Source organism: Acinetobacter sp. 797_lipA (assembly GCF_058243025.1).
This window is the reverse complement of the sequence record NZ_JBZAYQ010000001.1, coordinates 2,035,949-2,062,065: the sequence shown is the minus strand read 5'-3', so window position 1 is coordinate 2,062,065 and position 26,117 is coordinate 2,035,949. Positions and strand designations below refer to the sequence as shown.

Sequence of the window (26,117 nt, the reverse complement as noted above, 5' to 3'; positions counted from 1 at the left end):
CATGGTTGATTTTGCAGAACACCGTAAGGCGTTACTCTGCAATGATGCTGCATCTATTGCTGACTACTCGTCAGCAATGGAGCAAGCGACTAAAGCAGTTGCAGCATGGTTGCAAAACGACAAAATGTACACGGGCGGTAGCATCAAAGAGCTCCGCAGTGCGATTGCATTTAATCCTTCCAAAGAAGGTTTGGGTGTACAAAAGTCACTTGAACGTATGGTTGAGCTTTTCTTAAACAAAAGCTTAAAAGTCCATCACCCGCACTCGCTCGCACACTTGCACTGCCCAACTATGGTGACCAGTCAAATTGCTGAAGTGCTAATTAATGCAACGAACCAATCGATGGATTCTTGGGATCAAAGCCCTGCGGGTTCATTGATGGAAGTTCAGTTGATTGATTGGCTTCGTCAAAAAGTGGGTTATGGTGCAGGTCAAGCTGGTGTGTTTACTTCTGGTGGTACACAGTCAAACTTGATGGGTGTACTGCTTGCACGTGATGCATGTATTGCGAAAAACTGGAAAGATGAAAACGGTAATCCGTGGTCTGTACAGCGTGATGGCGTGCCGGGCGATGCGATGCGCAACGTCAAAGTTATTTGTTCTGAAAATGCACACTTCTCTGTACAAAAGAACATGGCGATGATGGGCATGGGCTTCCAATCAGTCGTGACCGTTCCTGTGAACGAGAACGCGCAGATGGATGTGGATGCACTTGAAAAAACCATGGCTCACCTTCAAGCTGAAGGTAAGATTGTGGCGTGTGTGGTTGCAACTGCGGGTACAACCGATGCAGGTGCGATTGATCCACTGAAGCAAATTCGTGAAATCACCAACAAATATGGCGCGTGGATGCACATTGATGCGGCGTGGGGCGGTGCTTTAATCCTATCGAACAATCACCGTGATATGTTGGATGGGATCGAGCTTTCTGACTCTATTACGCTTGATTTCCATAAGCATTACTTCCAAACCATCTCTTGTGGTGCGTTCTTGTTAAAAGATGAAGCGAACTATCGTTTCATGCACTACGAAGCTGAGTATTTAAACTCAGCTTATGATGAAGAGCATGGCGTGCCAAACTTGGTGTCTAAGTCACTTCAAACAACCCGTCGTTTTGATGCGTTGAAGCTTTGGATGACTGTTGAAGCACTTGGTGAAGAGCTCTATGGTTCTATGATTGACCACGGCGTTACTTTAACTCGTGACGTTGCTGATTATATCAATGCAACTGCTGGTTTAGAGATGTTGGTTAATCCACAATTTGCATCTGTATTGTTCCGTGTGGTTCCAGAAGGCTATCCAGTAGAATTGCTTGATACCTTAAACCAAAATGTTGCAGATGAATTGTTTGCACGTGGTGAAGCGAATATTGGCGTCACAAAAGTAGGTCAAAATCAATCTTTGAAAATGACGACTTTAAGTCCAGTTGCGACTTTAGATAACGTGAAGAACCTGCTTGGTCTTGTCCTTGCAGAAGCGGATCGTATCAAAGGTTCAATCGCAGATGGAACCTATACACCTGCAATTGCTTAATTGATTGTTGTGTTAAAAAAAGGAGCTGATATCAGCTCCTTTTTTTATGTGTTGTAAATATTAAAATGCATAACATCTATTGGCTAAGCACCTAATTTTAATTATGTTGGAGATGCTTTGGTTTTCTCTGAGGTGGTTTTCGATACATGCTTGAATTATGATTTTTAGGAAAATGAGCTTCAATGGTTAAGACTAACGCTAAATATTCGGGCTTTTGATTTTCAATATGCAAATGATTTTCTTCACGAATTTTCAAGTTGAAGGTATGATCTGCACGACAGGCAAGTCCTTGTCATAATCCCGAAAAATTGGGGGGTAAATAAATGTGTTTGTCTAGCGGTCATGGGAAATGTCGCACTCATATGACGTCACGCTTCTTACGAAAAATGAATGGTTAAGGCGGCAGTAAAGGGTAAATGAAGCCCAAAATCTCCTTCATTGAGCTATCTTTTAGAAAAAAAGATAAAGTGGTGTCCCTCAGAAATACCCATTATTTGGACAAGTATTTCTAAAAATAAGAAAGGCACCTGAGTCTAAAAAGTCATAAATTTGCTCTCGTATTTGAGATGAGTATGCTATTTTTCAGTAATAAATGGGGGATAAAAGGTAAAAATTAAGACCTAAATGACGCTCAATTTTCTAAATATGACACTACTCATTTGTCACTTATGGGTTATGAAAATCTAACAAATGGCGAAAATTTATATGGATTCTGCATATGGGTATACGCAAATTTTTATAGATTAGAAGGGCTATTCAATATTAAAGAAATCAAAGTGTATGGAGTGTTATTTATTTTATTCATTGATTTTAAAGGTTTTTATTTCTTATAAAAGTTTGAAAAAAGTTGGTGTAAAATGAACTACGGACCTTCTTTTATAAAAATAAGAAAAATTCTTTAGGTGTTTAAACTGGGTGAAATTGAACAAAGTGTAACGAATCATGGACAAATAAAAATAAACATCATGAAAGTGTCACAATGCTGTAACTTGCTTGTCATATTCTGAAATCAAAATGCAGTTATCCAAAAAAGTACAAGACTGAATAAAAAGTGGCGTACTCCAAAATGTTTAATATGTGAGATAACAAATATGCGCTTAAACCATATCGCACTTGCAGTAGTAGTTTCTGGGGCAGCTGTAGCAACTACGGCAAACGCAGCTCGTGACACAATTCAAATTGCGGGTTCTTCAACAGTTTTACCGTATGCAAGTATTGTTGCTGAAGAGTTTGGCAATACTTTCCCACAATTTAAAGCACCCGTTGTTGGTTCTGGCGGTTCTTCAGGCGGCTTGAAACAGTTCTGTAATGGTGTGGGTGATAACACAATTGATATCGCAAACTCATCTCGTAAAATTAAAGATACAGAATTAGCTGCTTGTAAGAAAGCTGGTGTGAACCAAGTGATCGAAATCAAAATTGGTTATGACGGTATTGTATTTGCTTCAAATGCAAGCAAAGCAGCATACAAATTACGCCCACAGCACGTCTATGCAGCTTTAGCAGCGCAGTTACCATCTAACGGTAAAATGGTTGCAAACCCATATACACGTTGGAACCAAATTGACAAAAGCCTTCCAAACGAACCAATCACTTTAGTGATTCCAGCATCAAACCACGGTACACGTGAAGTGTTCCAAGAAAAAATGGTTGATGCAGGCTGCGAAACTTATGCTGCAATCAAAGCAATGAATAAAGATGCACAAAAGAAAGCATGTTCAACTTTCCGTAAAGACGGCAAAGTGATTGAGATTGCGGGTGACTACACTGAAACTTTAGCGCGCTTAAAAACGTCGCCTAGCGCAGTAGGTGTGTTTGGTTTAGGTTTTTATGACCAAAACCGTGACAAGTTACGCGTAGCTACAGTGAACAATGTTGCACCATCTGAAAAGACGATTTTGAATGGTTCATACCCAGTTTCTCGCCCATTATTCTTCTACGTGAAGGGTGAGCACTTGAAATCAATCAAAGGCTTAAAAGAATACACTGAATACTTCATCAGCAAGAAAGTATCAGGTAAAGGTTCTAAGCTTGAGCGTGCTGGTTTGATCTCAATGTCAGACAAAGAGCGTGCAGCAGTTCTTGCGAACTTCAAAGCAGGCAAAGCGGTTAAGTAATTAAGCGTAGAAACAGTCAACGGTAGGCAAGTCCTACCTTTGACGTTTTTTACTAGGATTAAGTTTTTTCAAATAATGAAAATTGAAAGAACCGTGGAGAATACATGAATCTGCTACTTATAGGTGTGTTATTGGCACTGATCGCCATAGCCTATCAAATGGGCTTAAGTCAGAGCCGTAACTTAGCAGGTAAGGGAAATAATTCTGCAAAATTACACTCACGTCCGGGGTATTACGGTGCGTTAGTGGCTTTGTGGTGTGGTATCCCTGCTTTTTTAATTTTGATTGTTTGGAATATTGTTGAACCAAATGTTTTGAATCATGTGGTGTTAAATCACGTGCCAGCACAAGTCGCTGCAACCTTAGATGCTGCTAGTACGGATGTGTTGATTAACCGTGTAGAAGCGATTGCCTCAGGTTTTGGTGTCACAGATACACCAGCCGCGTATGAGCTTGCTGCTGCGGAGCAACTGGCGAAGTTTCAAAGCATTGGAACATTTGCAAAAATTGCAGTGGTGATTTGTGCTGCACTGGCAGGTTTAGTCGCTGCGAAAAAGCGCATTGCAACTCAGTTCCGCGCTCGTAACCAAGTTGAAAAAACCATTAATGTTGCACTTGCGCTCTGTTCTGGTGTCGCGATTCTAACCACGATTGGTATCGTGATGTCGATGTTCAGCGAAGCGATGCGATTCTTCCACTTCGTGAGTCCACTCGACTTTTTCTTCGGTACAGAATGGAACCCAGGTTTTAGTACCTCTGGTAATGCAGAAGGAAGCTACGGCTTACTGCCATTACTTTGGGGCACCTTAATGGTCAGTGGTATTGCACTCTTGGTTGCAGTCCCTGTGGGATTAATGATCGCGATCTATCTTGCTGAATATGCATCTTCTGGGTTCCGCTCATGGGCAAAACCAACTATTGAAGTGCTCGCAGGGATTCCAACCATTGTTTACGGTGTATTTGCACTGATGATCATTGGTCCATTCTTTAAAATGCTTGGTGAATCCGTTGGTTTACACATCAACGCAACCAGTGCACTCACTGCTGGTTTCGTCATGGGTATCATGATTATTCCTTTCGTTTCATCGCTCTCTGATGACATTATCACGCAGGTGCCACGTGCATTACGTGATGGCTCATTAGGTTTAGGTGCGACAAAGTCTGAAACCATTCGTCAGGTGGTGATACCAGCGGCACTTCCGGGCATCATCGGCGCGTTCTTGCTTGCAGCATCACGTGCCATTGGTGAGACCATGATTGTGGTGCTTGCAGCAGGGAATAGTCCTTTACTACATGCCAATCCACTTGAAGCCATTTCAACTGTGACCATTACCATCGTAAACCAATTGACTGGTGATACTGACTTTGCAAGCCCGCAAGCTTTGGTGGCATTTGCACTAGGTCTGACACTCTTTGTAATTACGCTTGGTTTGAACATTGTTGCACTGTACATCGTGCGTAAATATCGTGAGCAATACGACTAATGACGACTTCTAATAGCACAGCAGATCAAGTATTTGATCCACAACATGCGGCAGAATTACGAGAAAAGCGTAAGCAAACGATCAGTAATTCATTGGCAAAACGTCACCGTAAAGAAAAAACCTTTCGTTTCTTTGGTTTCTCAGCAGTGATTGCAGGTTTATTCTTTGTCGCGCTACTTTTTGGCAGTATTTTATCGAAAGGCTTACCTGCTTTTTGGCAAAGTAGCATGAGTTTACCCGTGTACTTTGACCCTGCCATTATTACGACAGGTGCAAAACCTGTACAGCGTGCAGGCGAATCTCCAGCGCAGTTTGAGGAGCGTTTTATTGCTTGGCAAACTGAAATGGGCATGGTGGATTGGGATGCTTTAATCGTGAATGCCATGATTGCAAAAGATCCAGCACTTGCTTCTAAACGAGATGACTTAGCTTCTTTGTACACTAGTTCTGAAGCATATCGCTTACGTGATATGGTGATGAAAGATCCATCATTGGTCGGTAAAAAAGAAGACATTAAAGTGCTTGCCGATGCAAACGTTGATGTGTGGCTCGCAGGAAATATTGACCGTAGTTTGCCTGATGAACAGCAACAGTTGAGCCCAGAAGTTCGTCAACTTGCCGATGAAATGAAAGCTTCAGGGGTAATGGAAAATACTTTCAATACCAACATCTTCGTCAGTCCAGACTCTCGTAGTTCTCCTGCAACTTCAGGTTTAGCAGGGGCATTCATGGGGTCGCTGTTCATGATGCTGATCGTGATCATTATTTCGATTCCAATTGGTGTGGCATCTGCAATTTATCTTGAAGAATTTGCGCCTAAAAACTGGATCACTGACGTCATTGAAGTCAACATTAACAACCTTGCCGCTGTACCATCAATTGTCTTTGGTTTGCTCGGTGCTGCGATCTTTATTGGTTGGATGCATTTACCGCTTTCCGCACCATTGGTCGGTGGTTTGGTGCTGAGTTTAATGACATTACCAACGGTGATTATTACGACACGTGCATCGTTGAAAGCTGTACCACCATCAATTCGTCAGGCAGCTTTAGGGCTAGGTGCTTCACGTATACAAACCGTATTCCATCACGTTTTACCACTTGCACTACCGGGGATTCTAACGGGTGCAATTATTGGTGTAGCACAAGCATTAGGTGAGACTGCACCGCTGTTATTAATTGGTATGAGTGCATTTGTTGCAAGTGTACCTACAACTCCATTTGATCAATCGAGTGCTTTACCTGTACAGATTTTCTTGTGGCAAGGTAATGAGCTGCGTAACTTCTTCGAAGGACGTACAGCGGCTGCGATTATTGTTCTGCTTGCAATGATGATTGGACTCAACAGTATTGCAATTTGGTTACGTAAGAAATTTGAAGTCCGTTGGTAAGTGAGGGCAAAATATGAATACCGTTGTTAAAAATTCCTTAGATCAGGATCAAACAGTGAATCAAGAACACACTCAATTTACAAACCCGAATACGACCTCAGGTCAGCAGGGTACTTCTTTTGTGTCGCAGTTTGATACACAGACTTCTGCTAAGAAAGATCAGGCACAAGGACAAGTCAAACTCAGCACTTCAGATGTACATGTTTACTATGGCGAAGCTGAAGCGATTAAAGGGATTGATCTGAATATCTACGAAAATGAAGTGATTGCATTTATTGGGCCATCGGGCTGCGGTAAATCGACCTTCTTACGTACTTTGAACCGTATGAACGACACCATTGATAGCTGTCGTGTGACGGGTAAAGTGATGTTGGATAATCAAGATATTTATGATCCAAACCTAGATGTGGTACTGCTTCGCGCTCAAGTAGGTATGGTATTTCAGAAACCAAACCCATTCCCAAAGTCAATTTTTGATAACGTGGCTTATGGCCCTAAACTGCATGGTTTGGCGCGTGATAAGTATGACTTAGAAGAAATTGTAGAAAACAGCTTACGTAAAGCGGGCCTTTGGGACGAAGTCAAAGACCGTTTAAACCAACCAGGCACGGGCTTGTCGGGTGGTCAGCAGCAGCGTTTATGTATTGCACGTACCATTGCGGTAAGTCCAGAAGTGATTCTGATGGATGAGCCATGTTCAGCGCTTGACCCGATCGCAACAGCGAAAGTGGAAGAGCTTATTTCTGAGCTTTCAACGCAGTATACGATTGCGATTGTAACGCACTCAATGCAACAGGCTGCACGTGTATCAGACCGTACCGCTTACTTCCATTTAGGTGACTTGATTGAAGTGAACTCAACCGAGAAAGTCTTCACTCAGCCAGATCATCAGTTAACTGAAGCCTATATTACAGGTCGTTTCGGTTAATACGCACAACTTGAAATATTTGAAAAAACAGAGCCTAAGTGCTCTGTTTTTTATGAGCGAGCATTTGGTTTGGTGATTAAATAGCCATGATAATGGACATTGTGTATTAGAGTCACATTGGACAAAAGATGCTAAGGTGTGCTGTCTGAAAGATTGGACCCATCTTATAAATGATTAAATGTGAAAGATAATGCATTACAGAATAAAACAAAAAATGACTATTGAAAAAAAATGCCATTGACCTAATCTAGGTCATATACCGACGTATTATTTTAGAGAATATAATTTCTATGTTATTTCATTTACCGAAACTTCCCGCTGAAATTCGAATTACACATTTAAATGCGCGCATCAATGAACAACGTAAAAAAATTGCGCAAACAACAGCCTCTAAATTAGAGTTATTGCAGCTGACTCAGCAGTTAGCGAAAGAGTCACGCCATCGTAAAAAGGCCAATCAAAAAGTTTATATTCTAGATTTTAAAGGTGATACTGCGGCAACAGCGGTAGAAAGCTTGCGTGAAGAGATTACCTTGATTTTAGCGACAGCCAAAGCAGGGCGTGATCGTGTTGTGGTGCGTTTAGAAAGCCCAGGCGGTATGGTGCATGGTTATGGTTTGGCTGCTGCACAATTGGTACGTTTACGTGATGCAGGTTTCAATCTCACTATCTGTGTCGATAAAGTTGCAGCGAGTGGCGGTTATATGATGGCATGTATCGCCAATCAGATTATTGCTGCACCTTTTGCGGTTGTCGGTTCAATTGGTGTGGTCGCGCAAGTCCCTAATTTTAATCGTCTGCTAAAAGAACACAATATCGATTTTGAGCTGTACACAGCAGGCCAATATAAACGTACAGTGACGATGTTTGGTGAAAACACAGCAGAAGGTAAGGCGAAGTTTGAAGAAGAGTTACAACAGACGCATGTGCTGTTTAAACACTTTGTTGAAAAATACCGTCCACAGCTCAATGTTGAGAAAGTGGCGACAGGTGAGCACTGGTATGGACAAGATGCTTTAGATTTGAATTTGGTTGATCAGTTGCAAACCTCAGATGCTTATTTGCTTAATTTGCTGACCGATCATGATGTTTATGTCATCTCAACGCGTAAGAAACCGACTTTAGGTGAGAAGTTAGGCTTACAAGCTGCGCAAATGGCAGATGCCTTGGTACCGGCAGTCATGAATAAAGTGATAGAAACCTTAACTAAAACCAATGCAAATTTGGTTCAAATGCGTGATCCAAAACTTTAATATTTAGTTGGCCAATTCATTTCAAAAAGTCTGGTTCCGAAATATGCAAAAAGCAATTTTAGAACCAGACTTTTTGTCTTAAGCCAAGTACGCTTTAATCATTTTCACTAGACGTTCAATCAGTTGATCCGCCTGATCTTTGGTAATATTCAAGGTCGGCAGTAAACGCACCACAGAACCCGCAGTAACGTTAATAATGGTGTGGTATTCATCACGAGCGATGTTGACCAAGTCACCACATGCTTTTGGTAGCTCCACACCAATCATCAAACCAAAGCCACGGACAATCACATTTTGATCGGCAAGTTGCTTACGCAGTTGTTCTACGATGTACGCACCTTGTTCAGCCGCATTTTGAACAATATTTTCTTTTTGCATAATGTCGATGATGGTATATACCACACGTGAACCCAATGCTGAACCACTGTACGTAGAACCGTGGTTACCTGCGGTCAGCACGCCTACACCACGACCTTGAGTCATCACCGCACCAATGGGGAAGCCATTGCCTAAACCTTTGGCTGTGGTAAGTACATCAGGAATGATGTTGGTGTGTTGGTAAGCAAAGTATTCACCTGTACGGCCATTACCTGTTTGAACTTCATCCAGCATCATTAGCCAGTTATGCTGATTACAGATTTGACGAATCTCTTCCAGATAGCTAAAGCCTTGCGGAGCAGTGTTGACCCCACCTTCGCCCTGAATTGGTTCGACAAAGATTGCGACAATGTCAGGATGATGGATTGCAGCTTCTTCAATGGCTTCAATGTCGCCGAATGGGACACGAATAAAACCTTCAACCAATGGGCCAAAGCCTTCTTGGACTTTTTTGTTGCCTGTTGCCGATAAAGTTGCCATGGTACGCCCATGGAATGAGTGCTCTGCAACAATGATTTTTGGATTGGCAATGCCTTGCATGTAGCCAAATTTACGGGCAATTTTGATTGCACCTTCATTGGATTCTGCACCACTGTTTGAAAAGAACACTTCTTCCATGCCAGCAACTTCAGCAAGTTTTTGTGCTGCAGCCGTTTGCCAAGGCACTTCAAACAAGTTGCTAGTATGAATGAGCGTTGCAGCTTGTTCTGCAATCGCTTCTGCAATGACAGGATGAGCATGGCCTAAACCACAGACTGCAATACCCGTTAGCGCATCAAAGTATTCAGTACCATCCTCAGTGTACAGATAAGAGCCTCGACCTCGGACAAAGCTGATCGGCTGACGGCCAAATACTGGCATCAAATGAGAGGGTTGATCAGTTTGTACAGGAGCAAGGGTAATGTTATTCATGACTAACTCTTATCTGTTAGAGGGTAAGTGAAATCCAATATTAAGCAATTATGCTTGTAGTTTTAAAGCCTAAATCTAAATAAAAGTCGAAATATTGCTTTAGGCATACTGTTTTTCTACGTTTTGGGTATAATGCGGGTTAGATTAGTTGAGGATTGATCAATGACTGAACAAGCACGCGATACCGAAGCGTTAATTCGTGACCAAATTGCAAAACACGCTGTACTTCTTTATATGAAAGGCACCCCACAGTTTCCACAATGTGGTTTCTCTGCACGTGCTGTAGAAGCGCTTAGTCAAATTGGTCGTCCGTTTGCTTATGTGAATATTCTTGAAAATCCAGATATTCGTGCTTTGTTACCACAAATTGCAAACTGGCCTACATTCCCACAGTTATGGATCAACGGTGAGTTGATTGGTGGTAGTGACATTATTCTAGACATGTTCCAAAAAGGTGAATTACAACCTTTAGTTGAGCAGCATAGTCCAGCACCTGAAGCTTAATCTTCAGTTGTAAAAAAAGCGCCATTGAGGCGCTTTTTTTGTTTGAGGGAAAGGTTTAATCCGCTGTAGTTGCTGTGCTTATGGTTTCAGGAGTTTGTTCCGCTGTATTTTCAGTTGCAACAGTCTTTTTTTCAGCTTTTGCCTTTTTTTTGTCCTTCTTCTTTTTTTTCTTTTTCTTCGGTTCTTCTTCAAACTCAGCACCATCTTCAATGGCTTGCCAATAATCTAGCTGATCCATCACCGCCGCATAAATAGACTTCTTGGTATAGCGTCCTTTCTTGTCTAAAGTGCCGACTGGTCGAGCCATAAGTAGTTCAAGCGCTTGATCAATCGTATCTATAGCATGAATGTGGAACTGGCCATTTGAAACCGCTTCAATCACGTCTTTACGTAACATTAAATGCTGCATATTTTGACGTGGAATAATCACACCTTGCTTACCAGTTAAACCTTGAAGTTTACATGCATCAAAGAAACCTTCAATTTTAGCATTGACACCACCAATCGGTTGAACTTGACCCAATTGGTTCATTGAGCCAGTAATCGCCCAAGACTGATCAATCGGTAGCTGACTAATTGCAGAGATTAAAGCAGACAGCTCTGCAACCGTAGCACTGTCACCATCGACTTGGCCATAGCTTTGTTCAAAGGCAAGTGCGGCAGAGAAGTGTAGCGTTTGCTCACGCCCGAAATGTGCTTTTAAGAACGATGACATCAATAGCACACCTTTCGCATGCAGAGAGCCACCGAGTTCGACGCTACGCTCAATATCCAGAATATCACCACCGCCTTGATACACAGAGGCTGTTAAACGTGATGGTAAGCCAAACTCAACATCTGCATAGTGAATGACCGAAAGTGCATTAATTTGACCGAGACGGTGTCCACGCGTTTCGATGAGCTGTGTACCACGTGATAAATCCTGCCAATAGAGCTCACGTAAATAGCCTAAGCGATATTTGCGATGATCTAATGCCATATTAATGTGTTGATCCGAGACCATCTTATCGCCTGATTGGAAGGCATGATGATGCGCCTCACGAATCAAATCACCCAAAGTGAGGGCATGTAGAGATAAGGAGCTTTGGTCTTCGGCTTGACGGCTAGAGTCGGTCAAAAGTGCAGAAAGTGCAGATCGATCGAAAGGAAGTAGTTTATCGGCCTGTACATAGTCTGCGATCAGCTGCATATAGGCTTGTTCATTCACCTCATTACGCTGCAACGTATCAGTAAAGTCGGCACGGATTTTAAAGACACTGCCAAGCTCAGGCTCTACTTCGAGTATTTCATAGTAAATTTCAGGCTCAGCCAGTAAAACTACTTTCAAATTCAGCGGGATTGCCTCAGGTTCAATTGAGATACTTCCTGTCAGTGTCAACATATGCTCAAGTGAAGAAAGTTTTAATTGGCCTGATTTTAAAGCACGTTTTAGACCTTGCCATGCATAAGGCTGTTCAAGCAGTTGTTCTGCTTCTAACATTAAAAAACCACCATTGGCTTTATGCAATGTCCCCGGGCGGATTAAGGTAAAGTCTGTAGTAATAGTGCCATGTTGAGTCAGTTGCTCTACGTGACCAAGTAAATTGTAATGAGTTGGGAAATCTTCAAAAATAACCGGTGCGCCAGCATTAGGCTTATGCGACACAATGACATTGGCTTGGTAACGTGAGGGAATACGGCTGAATAGACCTGGGCTAAAATCGTCTTCCTCTTGTTCTAAGACTATTTCAACATTGTTAATAATGTCTTCAGCATAATGTTTTAAATAGTCTTTTAAGCCTTCAACCCCAGTAAACTTACTCAGTAACTGTTCAACTTTAGGTAATAAAACTTGCTTGGCAATATCTCGGTTCAATACTTGAACTTTATCGCGGGCATCTTCCTCCAAGTCGCCTAAATGCATGCCTAAACGCTCAAGTTTTTTATCCATGTGGCGTATATTGGCATTAATTTCAGAACGTTCTTTAGAGCTTAAAGCATTGATGTCGGCCTGCGTCATTTCCAATACTTTATCGTCTACATACTGGACGGGGATAAAGCAGTGTTCATCATTCCGAGAGACCAGTTTGAGGTCGAGCTCTTCGCCTTCTTGAGTCAATTCAATCAAGGCTTGTTGCTGAACATCACCCGTTTGTTGGCGAATGGCTTCTATACGGTTGTGGTAGGTTTCAGCAGTAAAGCGGCGCTCGAGCTGCTTTAAAGTGGTTTGCCATGTTTGATGTAACATGGTTTGAAATTTTATTGCCTGACCCGCAGGTAATTCTAAAGCAATCGGTTGACGTGGGCTTTTAAAATTATAAACGTAAACCCAATCGTTTGGTGTCGGCATATTTTTGGCGTGTTGCTGTAGTAAACGCTTGACCATGGTGCGCTTGCCTAAGCCAGCTGTCCCTACGGCAAAAATGTTATAGCCAGAATAAGGTAAGGAAATGCCTGCTTCAACTGAAGCACGTGCACGATCTTGCCCTAAAAAATTATTGAGCGGTTTAATACGACGCGTTGAGGCTGGAATCTTATCCAGAGCAGGGGTATGCGTCAGTTGCTCTGCTTGAAGTTGTGTCTTTGCTAAGGTCGTTTGAATTTCGGGTTGGTCAAATGCTGAACTAAGGTTGTTTTCTGGATTTTCTTGACTCTTTAATGCGGGCGGTACAGATAAAGAAGAGCTCATTTGATCGTGTTTTTGGGTCACTTTGAAATCCGAAACTAAAGATTGCGTTAGAAACTTAAAGGTATACAGGTTTAATGCAAAAGATCAAGCAAAGTCGCAGTGTTTGTCGACAAAAATAGAACATTGATTTTATAAATCAGGTTGAAACAAATTGTATTAAGGGTTTGAATAGCAGCATTGGTTTTAAGACAACAAAAACGTAATGACAACACAATCTTCAGGATGGAAATCCGCCTTTACTGCATTTTTAGATCGCCGTGCGTTGATCATGCTGTTTTTGGGTTTCTCAGCAGGTATCCCAATCCTGTTAATTTTCTCGAGCTTATCTTTATGGCTAGGGGAAGCAGGTATCGATAAGAGCGCGGTGACTTTTTTTAGTTGGGCTGCTCTGGGTTATTCATTCAAATTTGTTTGGGCCCCTTTGGTGGATGAGTTACCTGTACCAGTGCTGACCAAATTATTGGGTCACCGCCGTGCATGGCTATTGATCGCGCAACTCTTAATTATTTGTGCCATATCTATCATGGCTTTTTCAGACCCGTCTCTTGGTCAGAGCTATCTTTACCAAATGGCTGCGGGTGCTGTGCTTTTAGGTTTTTCTGCCGCGACACAAGATATTGTGATTGATGCCTATCGTATTGAGCTTGCAGAAACGCAAATGCAAACGGTTTTGGCTTCAACCTATAACGCAGGCTACCGCATCGGCATGATCGTTGCAGGTGCGGGTGCGTTATTTTTAGCGGCTTATTTGGGTACAGCCAAAGGCAACTATATTTATGAGGCATGGAAGTGGACGTATTTGGCAATGGCGGCGGTCATGTTGGTCGGGATCGCAACCACTTTATGTATACGTGAGCCACAAGTTGATCGGGTACGTAAAGAATATAAACGAGTAGATTATTATCGTTTAGTGGCAGTTTTCTTTGTGTCTGTGGTGAGTTTTGTACTGAGCTATATTTATTCAGGCAAGCTCACAGAAATGCTGATTCAGCTCTGGTCCATCAAAGATAGTTTTGCACTGTTTTGCTTTGAGGCTTTACGTTTTATTGGCTCTGGTGCTGTTGCATTTTTAGTGGGTTCAAGCCTTGTCAAAATGGGCGCTGTGAACAAGCAAATGGCCTATGAAACATGGGTGAATCCTGTTGCTGACTTTTTTAAGCGTTATGGCGTGAAATTGGCGCTGGTCTTGCTATTGTTGATTGGTTTTTACCGTATTTCCGACATCATTGCAGGTGTGATCTCCAATGTGTTCTATCAAGACTTAAATTTTACTAAAGAGCAGATTGCTGAAGCAGTGAAAGTTTATGGGGTGATTTTTAGTTTGGTGGGTGGATTTTTAGGAGGACTACTGGCGCAGCGTATGAACATCATGAAGTTGATGTTTGTCGGAGCAATCTTGGCCAGTTCAACCAATCTCATCTTTATTGGTTTGGTCAAATCAGGACAACCTTTAAATGATGTTGTGATCAATGTTGGTGAGCAAAGTTTCAAAACTCAAGCGGATGAGACAGGTGCATGGGCAATTAAGGTTCCTGTTGAGCAGCTTCAGGCAAATGAAAGTCTAACTGCAACGGCCAGTTTTCAAAATGATACTTCACAGCCTGTCTCGGTCACATTGCCTTATATTAGTCAAACGGGTGCATCTACGGCATTGCTGTTGCTTCCGATCACGGCTGATAATGTGATTAATCAACGAGAGTCTGAAGGAAGCATCGTGGTAAGAGGTCAATACCTTGCTACACTGGCTGAAAACCAAAGGATTCAATTGAGCTTAGATGGTCAAAGTTTTGATGCAAAGTTAGACAAAGAAGGTGTGTTTAGCGCAGCAATCCCTGCGAAACAGCTTCTTGATTCAAACTCTAAAAAGCTGAATGCCGTATTGATGCAAAATAGGCATGTGCAACAACACACAGCACTGAACTATCAGGTGGATCCCGCAGCTGAAAAATCTGTAACTTTAGATGTTGATCTTCAGCCAATCAACTTGAATAAAGCGGTTGATGGACAGTTAGAGGTTAAAGGGAAGGTGATTAAGGAATATAGTTCAAACTGGCTGTATTTTGCGATTATTGTCGACAACTTGGCATCAGGTTTAGCTGGTGCTGCATTTATTGCATTTCTATCAAGTTTGACCAGCGTATCTTTCACTGCTGTTCAGTATGCGATTTTTAGTTCATTGATGACGTTGACACCTAAAATACTAGGTGGATATTCAGGGACAATTGTGTCCAATATTGGCTATCCAAATTTCTTCTTGCTGACCACACTCATTGGAATCCCAATTTTAATCTTAGTGGTCTGGGTGGCGAAACTTCTACGTGAGCATGCCGCTGAGCAAAGTTAAAGCATCGATTTGTTTCGAATGAAAAAAGTAGCCCTTGTGGCTGCTTTTTTTGTGGTTGAGGTTTGAAATATAGGACGGCTTTGCCTATATTGGGGGCTGAGAATAAATCATGAGGAAAATTCCAATGCGCATGCTACATACCATGCTACGTGTAGGCAATTTAGAACAATCTTTGGCGTTCTATACTGAAGTGCTTGGTATGACTTTGCTTCGTAAGCGTGATTATGAAGAAGGTCGTTTTACTTTGGCATTTGTGGGTTATGGCGATGAAGAAAATCATACGGTTTTAGAGCTGACACATAACTGGGATACGGACAGTTATGAATTGGGCAATGCTTATGGTCATATTGCCATTGCTGTAGACGATGCATATAAAGCTTGTGAGGAAATCAAAGCACGCGGTGGCAATGTCGTGCGTGAAGCTGGACCAATGAAGGGTGGTGTAACGGTTATTGCCTTTGTAGAAGATCCGGATGGTTATAAAATTGAACTGATTCAACAAGATAATAATGCACGTAATAACTAAGCCGTTATTAGGTCATATGCAGCGCGTATGCACAGTATTAATTAAAAAAATATTGAACATATCCTGTAAAAGCTAGCTTTATTTATATAGCTCAGTAAGATGAATTTACCCAAAGGTAAATTAGTCACTGGGCTTTTTCATTTTTAGAGGAATGACAGGATGTTGGTATGTTGAAATTATTGGCACTCGATCGGTTTACGTTATTGTTATTTGTTATGGTGCTCTTAGCCAGCTTTGTCCCTGTTTCAGGTCAAGCTGCCAGTGTATTTGGTGTACTGACGACGGTCGCGATCGCGATATTGTTCTTTTTGCATGGCGCTAAACTATCCCGTGAAGCCGTGATTCAGGGCATGATGCACTGGAAACTCCATGCTTTGATTTTTGCATTTACCTTCATCCTTTTTCCCGTTTTAGGTTTGCTTGCTAAACCTGTATTGGTACCACTACTTGGGCAGGAGTTGTATTGGGGCTTTTTGTTTATGTGCTTTTTGCCATCGACAGTACAGTCTTCAATTGCGTTTACTTCGGTCGCGCAAGGCAATGTGGCTGGGGCGGTATGTAGTGCGTCATTCTCGAATTTGATCGGGATGTTTATTACCCCTGTGATGGTGGCCTTTTTTATTTTGGGGCAGTCAGAGCATGGTTTTGATCCAACCTCGTCTATACTTCAAATCACCTTATTGCTATTGGTTCCCTTTGTCCTTGGACAGCTACTTCGACCATATGTCTTTCCGTATATGCAAAAAATGCCAAGCATCGTCAAAGCATTCGATCAGGGGGCGATATTAATGGTGGTATACGGTGCTTTCAGCGGTGCTGTGGTAGCGGGTCTATGGCAAGAAGTGAGTGTCAGTACTTTAATCCTATTGATCATTGTGTGTTCAGTCTTATTGACGATTATTATGTTGCTTGGGTTGTTTTTACCACGTTGGTTAGGCTTTAATCGTGCCGATCAGAAAACCATTTTTTTCTGTGGCTCTAAAAAGACTTTGGCTAGTGGTGTTCCGATGGCACAGATTCTTTTTATTGGACAACCTTTGGGGATGATTGTTTTACCGATTATGATTTTTCATCAAATACAGCTGATGGTGTGTGGGATTATTGCTAACTATTGGGCCAAGCAATCTGAAATTGAAACGAAAGAATAATTGGCTATCTGATACTATATCTCGTATAATATTTGCCACTTGTTGTGCTTAGCCCTGACGGTATCCGTCTCGGTGGGCCAAAAGAATGGTCTGTTATGGTGTTGATCTGCAACTTAATTTAATTAAGTGGCCCTTTCCTCAATTTTGAGAGTGATCAATTGCGATGACAGCAAAACCTTCTTTAATTTTTATGGAGTAATCGACGATGCGCGCCGATATTCACCCAAAATACCAAACTTTAGTTGCTACATGTTCTTGCGGTAACGTAATTGAAACTCGTTCAGCACTTGGTAAAGAAACTGTTTACCTGGACGTATGTTCAGCTTGCCACCCATTCTACACTGGTAAGCAAAAGAACGTTGACACTGGCGGTCGTATCGACAAGTTCAAACAACGTTTTGCTGGCATGTCACGTTCTATCAAACGCGACTAATAGCAAAAGAAAAAAACGGGCATTTGCCCGTTTTTTTATGCCTATGATTTGGATACAGAGTCATAGGCCAAATAGCTAGACAACATAAAAAGACCCCATATAGAGGCCTTAAAATTTAGAAGTTAGTATCCAAGGTCAAACCTTTACTGATCCTGCACGTCAATCAGATGATCGAGTTTCTTCTGGAAATAATCGCCTTGAATAAAGCGGGCATCGACATTCCATGCATTGGCAAACGACGTCATATCATTCAGATCACGCAGCATAATTTGAATGTTTTTCAATTGATGATATACAGCAACTTTTTCTTGCAATTCTTCCGTGTTGGCGTCGCTACTGAGCATGCGAGTTAAGTTTTCATGTAAGGTGAGATTGTTGATATCGAGCTGACGTAGGATAGATTCACTATAAATACTATTACCAAAGTCACGAATCGAAACTTCAGCACCATATTGGCGAAGCTGGGCAATGTATTTTTGCGCTTCAGCAATGTTTTGGCTGATATCATCCTCAGAGAACTGAAGGATAATTGGATGACTTAACTTACTGCGTACAATGGTAATCAGCTTGGCGATAAATTCAGGGAAAGAGCGGTCATTCAACAGTACGGCCTTGTTTAAGTTTACAATCAACTTTGCTTCAGGATACTGAGTGATAAAATTGTGTAGCTGTTTACACGACTCAACTAAAATCCAGCGGTCAAGTTTAATAGACAGTTCGTGGTCTTCACTTAACTCTTTGAGACTCGATATATCTTTCCATGTATTACCATAAATAAAGCCACTGGTAACCTCATAGGTATATAAATTGGTGTCTTCTTTGTCATAAAGTTGTTGATATTTAAGATGAATCTCGCCACGCTCCAAAGCTAGATGTAAAGCTTTAAGTACCGTAGGTTCATTTGCTGTTTTCTGGGTGTCTAAAGTATCGCTGACTGTAGGATTAATCAACTCAATCACAGGCATATCAATACTGGCTTTTTGCTCAATTTCGCAATCATCTTGATTGGTCGGTAAAGCGGTTTTAAAGGCTGAGCATAACAAGTTTTCAAACTGATCTTGATTTGAAATTTCACCTTTCAGTAAAGTGTAGCCAATGCGCAAATTTACTGGATAGCTATTGTTTTCTACGGTAATGAGTTGTGGTTTGGTGAGCGCATTTAACGCAATCAGTTTAGATTCGAGTTTAGCCTGTGATTCTGCTTGGAATAAACCAACGATGGTTTGCCCACCCGCCTTAAACAGAGGAATATGAGTCTGTTCATTTAAAAAGCTGTAAATATTGTTAAAATAATCACGCGTAGTTGCCCAGTTGGCTTTAAAAATTTCATCTGGACAAGAGTTGAGTGCAAAGCTAACCAAAGCATTCTGATCAGAAGGCTGTTTGGTCATAGCGCGGTTAATTTGTTGATACGTATTAGGTTTTATTACGTGTTTTTCAGTGTTGACCGATGGAGCAGCGGTGCGTTCAGATTCGACTTCAATCGTCAGTTGGAGCGCATCATCTTCAGGTGCAGCTAAAAACTCAACTTTTAAAGGATTTTTAGTTTGGGCATTATTATTGAGAGTAGCAACTTCAAAAGCGCCTAAATCAAACTGACCTTGTGAAATTTTCTTAAAACGGATTTTGAAATCGTTTACATCTTTCGGCTGGAGAATATCAAGCAGCGGTTGACCAATAATATCATCTTCAGAGCTTAAGCCGAACAGTTGTAAGTATTCAGCATTGGCTGAAACATGAATCCCTTCTTGAATTAAAGCAATGGCTTTATTACTTTCTTCAACTAAAGCCTGTGCTTGGCTTTGAGCCGTTTCAAGCTCATTCATGAGTTGTTGTTGGCTTTGCAATAAACGACTTAATGACAGCGCACGTAGTAGACCTAAGTAAAAGTTATCCGCTTCTTCTAAGTCCAAAATATCATAGATCCCTTTACGAATAAAACTTGCATATTGGGCTGATTGATATTCATCTGGCTTTAATAAAATCAGTGGTAAATTGACTTGGTTAGAGTTGCGAATCAAAGTTAGTGCTTGTTCATACTTTAAGTCATAAGCGCGACCAAAAATCACCACATCCCAAGGCAGATGAAGCTGTTTTTCAAAGTTTTGTAAGTCATCCAGTAAAGTGGCATGAACTTGATGATCGCTAGAAGTTAAAAGGTCACGAATTTGGTTATAACGGATCTGATTATCATCAATAATGAGTAAACGTGTTTCCGTACGTTTTAACTTTTTAGATAATAATGGATTTCTCACTTCAATGCTTCCCATAAATCGTGATTCTTAATAGCATTCATTTGCTTTTGAATAAAACTTTGAACCAATGGTTCTTGTTGGTCATTCAACAATTCATAATCAAAACGAATAAAACTTTGTGTAATTAAATGTGCTTTTACTAAATAAATTTTAAGATCTTCATCACCTAGGCGTAAGTGAATGGTTTGTTTTTCTCGGTACATATTCGAACCCGGGACAATGAGACTAGTCTGTACTTCATCTAGCTGGGACGTTTGTACCAATAATGCAGGCTGATAGTTCTGAGTGGTTCGATCTGTTTTTACCATTACGGCACATGGGAAAAGGTCTTGTGCTAAGATTTCTAAACCCAGTTCCAAGCTTTTTTCACTTGATTGTTTAATCCAGCGAATCACACCACCGCGCCATTGGCTATGCGCATTTTCTTGAACCAAAATAAACTCACCTGTTTTTAAATGTGCAGGTGTTGGTCCAGTCCAACGAATACGGTAACCATTCACACTAATATCTAAAACTTCGGCAGGGTAGATTTGTTTCGATTCACGATCAATCATACGAGCAGAACTTGTCTCCACAGGAATATTACTGTTCATGGAGTTGATCACGTGACTTTCATTCTGAAAGTTGTAGTTACTTTCTAGCTCTAAAGTTTCATTAAAATTTTTGCCTTTAGACAAATAAAAATGTGCGACTGACAGACCAAAACAAATTTGTAATTGGGCTGAGTATTCATAACGTTCATGCTTACGTTCAATATTATTGGTCAATAAGTTATGAATGTGAAAATGCAAAGCAGGGGTAAGGAAAATCTTCTCATCGCGAGACAGTGGCTCAGCGCGTTTGGTTTGCATCTCTGAGAGATGATCAAGCAGGGCTTGTGTCGAGATAAAAATATTCGGCTGAATGTGACTGTTTTTTTGAGAATTATAGGTCGGCGGATAGTCTTTTGATGCATCGACAATATAGCGAGATAAGGTGGTTTCTTTAGGTAAAATTTGAATCAGCTTAGCCCAATCAAAGCTACACAAAAACAGTCCTTGAATTTCACCCGGACGAATTTGATGGGTGTTGAAAATATCCAATAAAATGAGCTGCGCATAGGCTTGGCTAATATTGTTCAGTTGATGCTGCGTGCCTTGTATTTGATTAATGTTGGTCAAATAGAAGTTATTTTGAATAGCAGAATCCAAGAGTTGATGAGCTGCTAGCCACTGACCCGGAATCGGGGAGCTATAGAGCAAGTGCTGTTGGTACAACAACAGGGACAGTTGTTGTAAAGCATAATAACTCGATACGGTCCGAGCCGTTTGTAGGTTCTTTTTTTGGTTAAAAGCAAATAGAGAAAACTTATTTTGAGTGATTTGCTGAGAAACACGCTTTGCAATGTCGATATAGACTTTAGCAAAATGACTACGCATTAATAAGGCAAGCTCAATAATATGGTCATTTCGATCAGTGGTGATGAGGCCTTGATTAAAAAAATGTTTCTCTAAACTGGTAAGCACATTTTCCAAATTTGGATGCAGTGCTTGAACCAAATCAAAGCGAAGTGTTTCGCTGACTTGGAGCTCGGAGACTTCAAGTAATGCTTGAAATAAGGAACGAGAAGAATCACCTAATTGTAAAATGGATAAGTTTGCCAACCATTCTTGTAAGCCTTTGACTGTGCTTGGGCAGAAACTAAGCTTATCCAACTTTAATTCGGTTGGTTTTTGGAAGATATCTGAAGTACTCGTCGTCATCATCGTTATTATTTAACTCAAAAAGTTGAAACCCCGAAAAGTGGTGTCTTATTCTTTTCTCCCGCAATTTCCCTGACCAACTTGGGAACCAGATAGCCGGGTAGATTCGCCAATAATCCTTGATACAGCAAATCAATGTCTTGCGAGTTTAAATCAAAATGGTGAGCCCCTTTTACTTTATCTAAAACATGTAAATAGTATGGCAATACACCTGCATCGAATAAACGGTAGCTCAAATCTGTCAAAATTTGAACGTGATCATTGACCCCTTTCAATAAAACCGCCTGATTGAAAACGGTGATTTTTTCTGCGACTAATTGCTGTAATTGACGGCAGGTAAAATCATCCAATTCCGATGCATGATTTGAGTGTACCACTAGAATAATGCGCAGCCTACTGTTTTTTAAGATGGAAATTAGCTCATCATCGACACGGTTAGGCATTACGATAGGAACTCGTGAGTGAATTCTCAAAAATTTAAGTTGGGGAATACTTTCTAAGCGTTCAATCCATAATTTTATTTTACGATTGGACAGCGTTAAGGGGTCTCCACCACTCAAAATGACTTCATTAATGTCAGGTTGCGACTGAATATAGTGTTGAATATTGATCCAATCTTCTGACTTTGGTAGGTTCTCTTGATAGGGGAAATGTCGACGAAAACAGTAACGACAATGAACGGCACATGCCCCAGTCAGTGTCAGTAAGAAACGAGTTTTATATTTGTGTAAAACACCGGGTTGTTGGTTGGCTTGTTCCTCACCCAAGGGGTCGGTCACGAAGTCGGGATGTTCTTCAAGCTCAAGATGATGGGGCAGGACTTGAAGGAGTAAAGGATCAAGCGGATTACCTTTTTGCATTCTTGTCACAAAAGCACGGGGAACACGGAGTTTAAATTGGATTGATGCAAGCAGTGCGCCTGACAGCAGTTGCTCAGGAGAAAGCTCTAGAATATTAAGTAATTCTAAAGGATCAGTAATTAAATCACTGAGTTGAGCTTGCCAATTTTGCTCTTGGTACAAATAATGAGTCATGCAATAAGGGGTCAAATACTAGGTCAAAAGAAAGTTAGGTCATCAAATCGAGTGATGTCGAAACGAGTTGTTCGGATGTGCGCGGTCTAAAAAGGCTTTTTCAATACACAAAAACACGCGGAACGGAGCTATTTTATCAAGATCTTCGGCTTATAGGCAGTGGATTTTCATTGCTTCATAACACCTTGCTCATTTACAATACGAGGCATCAAAAAAGATGCCCTATCTTTACAGCCCAGCTTTTCAAAGCTTTGGTGTCTAAGATAAAGACATAAATATTTAAGTTAGTTAGTTTGGAGTGCGCCAGTCATGGCCTATTATTCTACGAATGATTTCAAGTCAGGCCTTAAGGTTATGCTTGATGGTAACCCATGTTCAATCATGGAAAATGAATATGTAAAGCCAGGTAAAGGTCAAGCATTTAACCGCGTAAAACTACGTAATTTACGTTCTGGTAAAGTTTTAGAAAAAACATTTAAGTCTGGCGATTCTTTAGAAGCGGCTGACATTGTAGAAGTAGAAATGGAATACTTGTACAACGACGGCGAAATGTGGAACTTTATGGATCCTGTATCATTTGAACAGATCGCTGCTGACAAAACAGCAATGGGCGATGCTGCAAAATGGTTAAAAGATGATTCAAATGAAAAATGTACCATTATGTTGTTCAATGGCGTGCCGTTAACAGTAAACCCACCAAACTTCGTAGTTTTGAAAATTGTTGAAACTGATCCGGGTGTACGTGGTGATACTTCTGGCGGTGGTGGTAAACCTGCAAAATTGGAAACAGGTGCTGTAGTACGTGTTCCATTATTTGTACAGCAAGAAGAAAGCGTTCGTGTAGATACTCGTACTGGCGATTATTTAGAACGTGCATAATGGTTTAAAAATAGACTATTATCGGAAGGGGTGATGAAAATCATCCCTTTTTTTATGCCAAAGTATTAGATCAAAACAAGGAGATGCAGAGTAAAGTCGCAAAGGAAAACAGCAGTACCTCGAATAATTAAAGACGCTGATTGAATGCAACAAATATGAGGGATTGAAATGGAATCTGTTCAGCCGAAGTCAACCCTGACTTCAAAAATCATCTGGGTACTGGTAGCCATCGTCGGTGCAGTCTCTTTTGGGATATTGGCACTGAGTCGTGGTGAGCATGTCAATGCCATCTGGCTCGTACTTGCTGCGGGCTGTATTTATAGTATTGCTTATCGCTTCTATAGTTTATTTATTGCAAATAAAGTTTTTGAGCTTAATGAACGTCGCTTAACTCCCGCGCATCGTTTAAATGATGGTCTGGACTATGTTCCAACCAACAAAAGCGTTCTATTTGGACATCACTTTGCAGCGATTGCAGGTGCAGGTCCATTAGTAGGGCCTATTTTAGCAGCGCAAATGGGCTATTTACCTGGCACGATTTGGTTGCTTGTCGGTGTCGTGCTTGCAGGTGCAGTCCAAGACTTTTTGGTGTTGTTTATTTCTACCCGTCGTGATGGACGTTCACTCGGTGAAATGGCAAAACAAGAGCTTGGAACTTTTGCAGGTATTGTGGTTATGCTTGGTGCGTTGGGGGTAATGATTATTATCCTTGCTGTTCTGGCACTGGTCGTGGTCAAAGCACTTGCACACAGCCCGTGGGGCGTATTTAGTATTGCTGCAACGATTCCAATTGCACTCTTTATGGGAATTTACATGCGTTTTATCCGCCCGGGTAAAATTGCAGAAGTATCTATTATTGGTTTCGTTTTGATGATGCTCGGTATTGTCTACGGTGAAAATATTGCACAGCATCCATATTGGGGTGGGTTCTTTACCCTGTCGGGTACAGAGTTGACTTGGGCGCTGATTATTTATGGTTTCGTGGCTTCAGCACTACCTGTGTGGTTGTTGCTTGCGCCACGCGATTACTTATCAACCTTCCTAAAGATTGGTGTCATTGCAGGTTTGGCAGTCGGTATTATTTTCGCAATGCCAGAAATGAAGCTGCCAGCATTCACGCAATTTATTGATGGTACAGGCCCTGTGTTTGCAGGTTCAATGTTCCCGTTCTTATTTATTACCATTGCCTGTGGCGCAATTTCGGGTTTCCACGCTTTAGTGTCGTCAGGCACCACGCCGAAACTTGTGAACAATGAGCGTGATATTCGTATGATCGGATATGGCGGTATGCTCATGGAGTCATTTGTTGCAATCATGGCTCTGATCTGTGCCGCAGTGCTTGATCCGGGTGTATATTTTGCGATTAACTCACCAGCCGCTTTACTGGGTACAAGTGTAGACACCGCAGCTGAAGCTGTTCGTAACTTAGGTTTTGTTGTTACTCCAGAAACATTAACTTTACTGGCTCAAGAAGTGGGTGAAAGTACCATTCTTTCACGTACTGGTGGTGCGCCAACTTTTGCTATTGGTATGGCTCACATCATTACGGAAATTTTCAATAGCCGTGAAATGATGGCGTTTTGGTATCACTTTGCCATTTTATTCGAAGCACTTTTCATCTTAACAGCTGTTGATGCGGGTACGCGTGCATGTCGTTTCATGGTGCAAGACACAGTTGGGATTGTGATTCCTGCGGTGAAAAACTCACATAACTTTTTCGGAAACTTGTTGGGTACAGCAGTTGCGGTTTCAGGGTGGGGCTTCTTTGTTTACCAAGGTGTCGTCGATCCGCTCGGGGGCATCAATAGCTTATGGCCACTGTTTGGTGTGGGTAACCAAATGCTTGCGGCAATGGCATTGATCTTAGGTACGGTTATCCTCTTCAAAATGAAGAAAGAGAAATATGTATGGGTCACGATTATCCCGACAGTATTCTTGTTGGTAACCTGTATGACCGCGGGCTGGCAGAAAATTTTCCACGAAAATCCAAAAATTGGTTTCTTGGCACAAGCTGAACGCTTTAACAATGCAATTGCAAACAATGAAATTTTAGCACCAGCAAAAACGGTTGCTGAAATGCAAACTGTTGCGATGTCGAATCAGATCAATGCTGCACTGTGTGGATTCTTTATGATTGTGGCGATCGTGATGCTCTTTGCTGCGATTAGAGTAATTCGTCGTGCATTGGCAAGCCCAGTTCCGACAGTGCATGAAGCAGAAGCCATTTATCGTGATCCTGAAGACATTCAGCCATCAAAAGCTGGACATTAAGGAGAGTCAGATGAATCTAAAATTTGCTAAAAGTGGAAAAACGATGATTTATAAAATCATTAAAATGACCGTGATGTCGCAGAAAGATTTGATTCTGAACCCTAAAAATTGGTCTCGAATTGCGACGCTGTGGCAACGTTTGCAGCAAAGTTTCCGCTTGATGGTGGGGGTGCCTGACTATCCAAACTATTTGGAGCATATGAAAAAGCACCATCCTGATTTAGAAGCGATGGATGCTAAAACTTTTTATCGTCATTGTGTGGATGCGCGTTATCCATCTGCAACGAATGGCATGAAAAAGTGCCCTTGTTAATGTAAT

The 26,117-nt window shown here is 41.4% G+C and carries 19 protein-coding genes; 14 read left to right on the top strand and 5 right to left on the bottom strand.

From position 1 onward, the window contains the following. The first annotated feature begins 1 nt into the window (after position 1). From AC4CU2_RS10105 to sohB, 6 genes are all read left to right on the top strand, one after another. Positions 2-1,534 (top strand): pyridoxal phosphate-dependent decarboxylase family protein, encoded by a 1,533-nt coding sequence (locus AC4CU2_RS10105; RefSeq protein WP_490768770.1) that lies wholly within the window; start codon positions 2-4, stop codon positions 1,532-1,534. Positions 1,535-2,625: 1,091 nt separating this feature from the next. Further along, positions 2,626-3,651 (top strand): substrate-binding domain-containing protein, encoded by a 1,026-nt coding sequence (locus AC4CU2_RS10100; RefSeq protein WP_490768769.1) that lies wholly within the window; start codon positions 2,626-2,628, stop codon positions 3,649-3,651. A gap of 104 nt (positions 3,652-3,755) precedes the next feature. Further along, entirely contained in the window at positions 3,756-5,135 is a 1,380-nt protein-coding gene (pstC, locus tag AC4CU2_RS10095) for a phosphate ABC transporter permease subunit PstC (protein WP_125280435.1), read from the top strand. Further along, positions 5,135-6,523 carry a phosphate ABC transporter permease PstA gene (pstA, locus tag AC4CU2_RS10090; protein WP_279043819.1) on the top strand — a complete coding sequence of 463 codons (1,389 nt, stop codon included), beginning with the start codon at positions 5,135-5,137 and terminating at the stop codon, positions 6,521-6,523. Before pstC ends, pstA begins: the two co-directional genes overlap by 1 nt. A gap of 13 nt (positions 6,524-6,536) precedes the next feature. Beyond that, a complete protein-coding gene (pstB, locus tag AC4CU2_RS10085) occupies positions 6,537-7,451 on the top strand; it encodes a phosphate ABC transporter ATP-binding protein PstB (RefSeq protein WP_004693593.1) in 915 nt (304 codons plus the stop codon). A 281-nt stretch (positions 7,452-7,732) separates the two neighbouring features. Next, positions 7,733-8,704, top strand: coding sequence for a protease SohB (gene sohB, locus AC4CU2_RS10080; RefSeq protein WP_317455073.1), 972 nt, complete (start codon positions 7,733-7,735; stop codon positions 8,702-8,704). Positions 8,705-8,782: 78 nt separating this feature from the next. On the opposite strand, the gene AC4CU2_RS10075 is transcribed toward sohB, so the two are convergent. After that, positions 8,783-9,994: an aspartate aminotransferase family protein gene (locus AC4CU2_RS10075; RefSeq protein ID WP_125273105.1), complete on the bottom strand. Its 1,212-nt coding sequence runs from the start codon at positions 9,992-9,994 to the stop codon at positions 8,783-8,785. 162 nt (positions 9,995-10,156) lie between these two features. On the opposite strand from AC4CU2_RS10075, the gene grxD reads away from it, so the two are divergent. Continuing rightward, positions 10,157-10,498 carry a Grx4 family monothiol glutaredoxin gene (grxD, locus tag AC4CU2_RS10070; protein WP_004693588.1) on the top strand — a complete coding sequence of 114 codons (342 nt, stop codon included), beginning with the start codon at positions 10,157-10,159 and terminating at the stop codon, positions 10,496-10,498. A gap of 55 nt (positions 10,499-10,553) precedes the next feature. Here the strand turns inward: grxD and AC4CU2_RS10065 are convergent, their stop codons facing one another. Beyond that, positions 10,554-13,187 (bottom strand): Lon protease family protein, encoded by a 2,634-nt coding sequence (locus tag AC4CU2_RS10065; protein WP_490768768.1) that lies wholly within the window; start codon positions 13,185-13,187, stop codon positions 10,554-10,556. 181 nt (positions 13,188-13,368) lie between these two features. Between AC4CU2_RS10065 and AC4CU2_RS10060 the strand changes: the two genes are divergently transcribed. From AC4CU2_RS10060 to rpmE, 4 genes are all read left to right on the top strand, one after another. Further along, the gene (locus tag AC4CU2_RS10060; RefSeq protein ID WP_490768767.1) at positions 13,369-15,510 is read left to right on the top strand and encodes an AmpG family muropeptide MFS transporter; all 2,142 of its coding nucleotides are present in this window, start codon (positions 13,369-13,371) and stop codon (positions 15,508-15,510) included. 124 nt (positions 15,511-15,634) lie between these two features. Then, the gene (gene gloA, locus AC4CU2_RS10055; RefSeq protein WP_004693583.1) at positions 15,635-16,036 is read left to right on the top strand and encodes a lactoylglutathione lyase; all 402 of its coding nucleotides are present in this window, start codon (positions 15,635-15,637) and stop codon (positions 16,034-16,036) included. A gap of 167 nt (positions 16,037-16,203) precedes the next feature. Next, positions 16,204-17,184, top strand: a complete 981-nt coding sequence (locus tag AC4CU2_RS10050) for a bile acid:sodium symporter family protein (RefSeq protein ID WP_490768766.1) — start codon at positions 16,204-16,206, stop codon at positions 17,182-17,184. A 205-nt stretch (positions 17,185-17,389) separates the two neighbouring features. After that, complete coding sequence (gene rpmE / locus AC4CU2_RS10045; RefSeq protein ID WP_004693579.1) at positions 17,390-17,617, top strand: 50S ribosomal protein L31; 228 nt, start codon at positions 17,390-17,392, stop codon at positions 17,615-17,617. 143 nt (positions 17,618-17,760) lie between these two features. On the opposite strand, the gene AC4CU2_RS10040 is transcribed toward rpmE, so the two are convergent. The 3 genes from AC4CU2_RS10040 to epmB are packed head-to-tail and all read right to left on the bottom strand — an operon-like array spanning position 17,761 to position 22,648. Next, complete coding sequence (locus AC4CU2_RS10040) at positions 17,761-19,887, bottom strand: sensor domain-containing phosphodiesterase (RefSeq protein ID WP_201950927.1); 2,127 nt, start codon at positions 19,885-19,887, stop codon at positions 17,761-17,763. Further along, positions 19,869-21,614 (bottom strand): cyclic-di-GMP receptor FimW-related protein, encoded by a 1,746-nt coding sequence (locus AC4CU2_RS10035; RefSeq protein WP_490769228.1) that lies wholly within the window; start codon positions 21,612-21,614, stop codon positions 19,869-19,871. The genes AC4CU2_RS10040 and AC4CU2_RS10035 overlap by 19 nt, the downstream gene beginning before the upstream one ends. Before the next feature lie 17 nt (positions 21,615-21,631). After that, positions 21,632-22,648: an EF-P beta-lysylation protein EpmB gene (gene epmB / locus AC4CU2_RS10030; RefSeq protein ID WP_168159017.1), complete on the bottom strand. Its 1,017-nt coding sequence runs from the start codon at positions 22,646-22,648 to the stop codon at positions 21,632-21,634. A gap of 309 nt (positions 22,649-22,957) precedes the next feature. Between epmB and efp the strand changes: the two genes are divergently transcribed. The 3 genes from efp to AC4CU2_RS10015 all read left to right on the top strand — a co-directional run bounded on the left by efp (position 22,958) and on the right by AC4CU2_RS10015 (position 26,111). Then, positions 22,958-23,527 (top strand): elongation factor P, encoded by a 570-nt coding sequence (gene efp, locus AC4CU2_RS10025; RefSeq protein WP_004693574.1) that lies wholly within the window; start codon positions 22,958-22,960, stop codon positions 23,525-23,527. A gap of 168 nt (positions 23,528-23,695) precedes the next feature. Then, the gene (locus tag AC4CU2_RS10020; protein WP_490768765.1) at positions 23,696-25,798 is read left to right on the top strand and encodes a carbon starvation CstA family protein; all 2,103 of its coding nucleotides are present in this window, start codon (positions 23,696-23,698) and stop codon (positions 25,796-25,798) included. 10 nt (positions 25,799-25,808) lie between these two features. Further along, positions 25,809-26,111, top strand: coding sequence for a YbdD/YjiX family protein (locus AC4CU2_RS10015; RefSeq protein WP_004693572.1), 303 nt, complete (start codon positions 25,809-25,811; stop codon positions 26,109-26,111). Positions 26,112-26,117 lie beyond the last annotated feature (6 nt).

Excerpts from the sequence above, each read along its gene's own strand:
- AC4CU2_RS10105 (WP_490768770.1), top strand. The coding sequence starts at position 2 with ATGGTTGATTTTGCAGAACACCGTAAGGCGTTACTCTGCAATGATGCT.
- AC4CU2_RS10100 (WP_490768769.1), top strand. The coding sequence starts at position 2,626 with ATGCGCTTAAACCATATCGCACTTGCAGTAGTAGTTTCTGGGGCAGCT.
- pstC (WP_125280435.1), top strand. The coding sequence starts at position 3,756 with ATGAATCTGCTACTTATAGGTGTGTTATTGGCACTGATCGCCATAGCC.
- pstA (WP_279043819.1), top strand. The coding sequence starts at position 5,135 with ATGACGACTTCTAATAGCACAGCAGATCAAGTATTTGATCCACAACAT.
- pstB (WP_004693593.1), top strand. The coding sequence starts at position 6,537 with ATGAATACCGTTGTTAAAAATTCCTTAGATCAGGATCAAACAGTGAAT.
- AC4CU2_RS10075 (WP_125273105.1), bottom strand. The coding sequence starts at position 9,994 with ATGAATAACATTACCCTTGCTCCTGTACAAACTGATCAACCCTCTCAT.
- grxD (WP_004693588.1), top strand. The coding sequence starts at position 10,157 with ATGACTGAACAAGCACGCGATACCGAAGCGTTAATTCGTGACCAAATT.
- AC4CU2_RS10060 (WP_490768767.1), top strand. The coding sequence starts at position 13,369 with ATGACAACACAATCTTCAGGATGGAAATCCGCCTTTACTGCATTTTTA.
- gloA (WP_004693583.1), top strand. The coding sequence starts at position 15,635 with ATGCGCATGCTACATACCATGCTACGTGTAGGCAATTTAGAACAATCT.
- AC4CU2_RS10050 (WP_490768766.1), top strand. The coding sequence starts at position 16,204 with ATGTTGAAATTATTGGCACTCGATCGGTTTACGTTATTGTTATTTGTT.
- rpmE (WP_004693579.1), top strand. The coding sequence starts at position 17,390 with ATGCGCGCCGATATTCACCCAAAATACCAAACTTTAGTTGCTACATGT.
- AC4CU2_RS10040 (WP_201950927.1), bottom strand. The coding sequence starts at position 19,887 with ATGGGAAGCATTGAAGTGAGAAATCCATTATTATCTAAAAAGTTAAAA.
- AC4CU2_RS10035 (WP_490769228.1), bottom strand. The coding sequence starts at position 21,614 with ATGACGACGAGTACTTCAGATATCTTCCAAAAACCAACCGAATTAAAG.
- epmB (WP_168159017.1), bottom strand. The coding sequence starts at position 22,648 with ATGACTCATTATTTGTACCAAGAGCAAAATTGGCAAGCTCAACTCAGT.
- efp (WP_004693574.1), top strand. The coding sequence starts at position 22,958 with ATGGCCTATTATTCTACGAATGATTTCAAGTCAGGCCTTAAGGTTATG.
- AC4CU2_RS10020 (WP_490768765.1), top strand. The coding sequence starts at position 23,696 with ATGGAATCTGTTCAGCCGAAGTCAACCCTGACTTCAAAAATCATCTGG.
- AC4CU2_RS10015 (WP_004693572.1), top strand. The coding sequence starts at position 25,809 with ATGAATCTAAAATTTGCTAAAAGTGGAAAAACGATGATTTATAAAATC.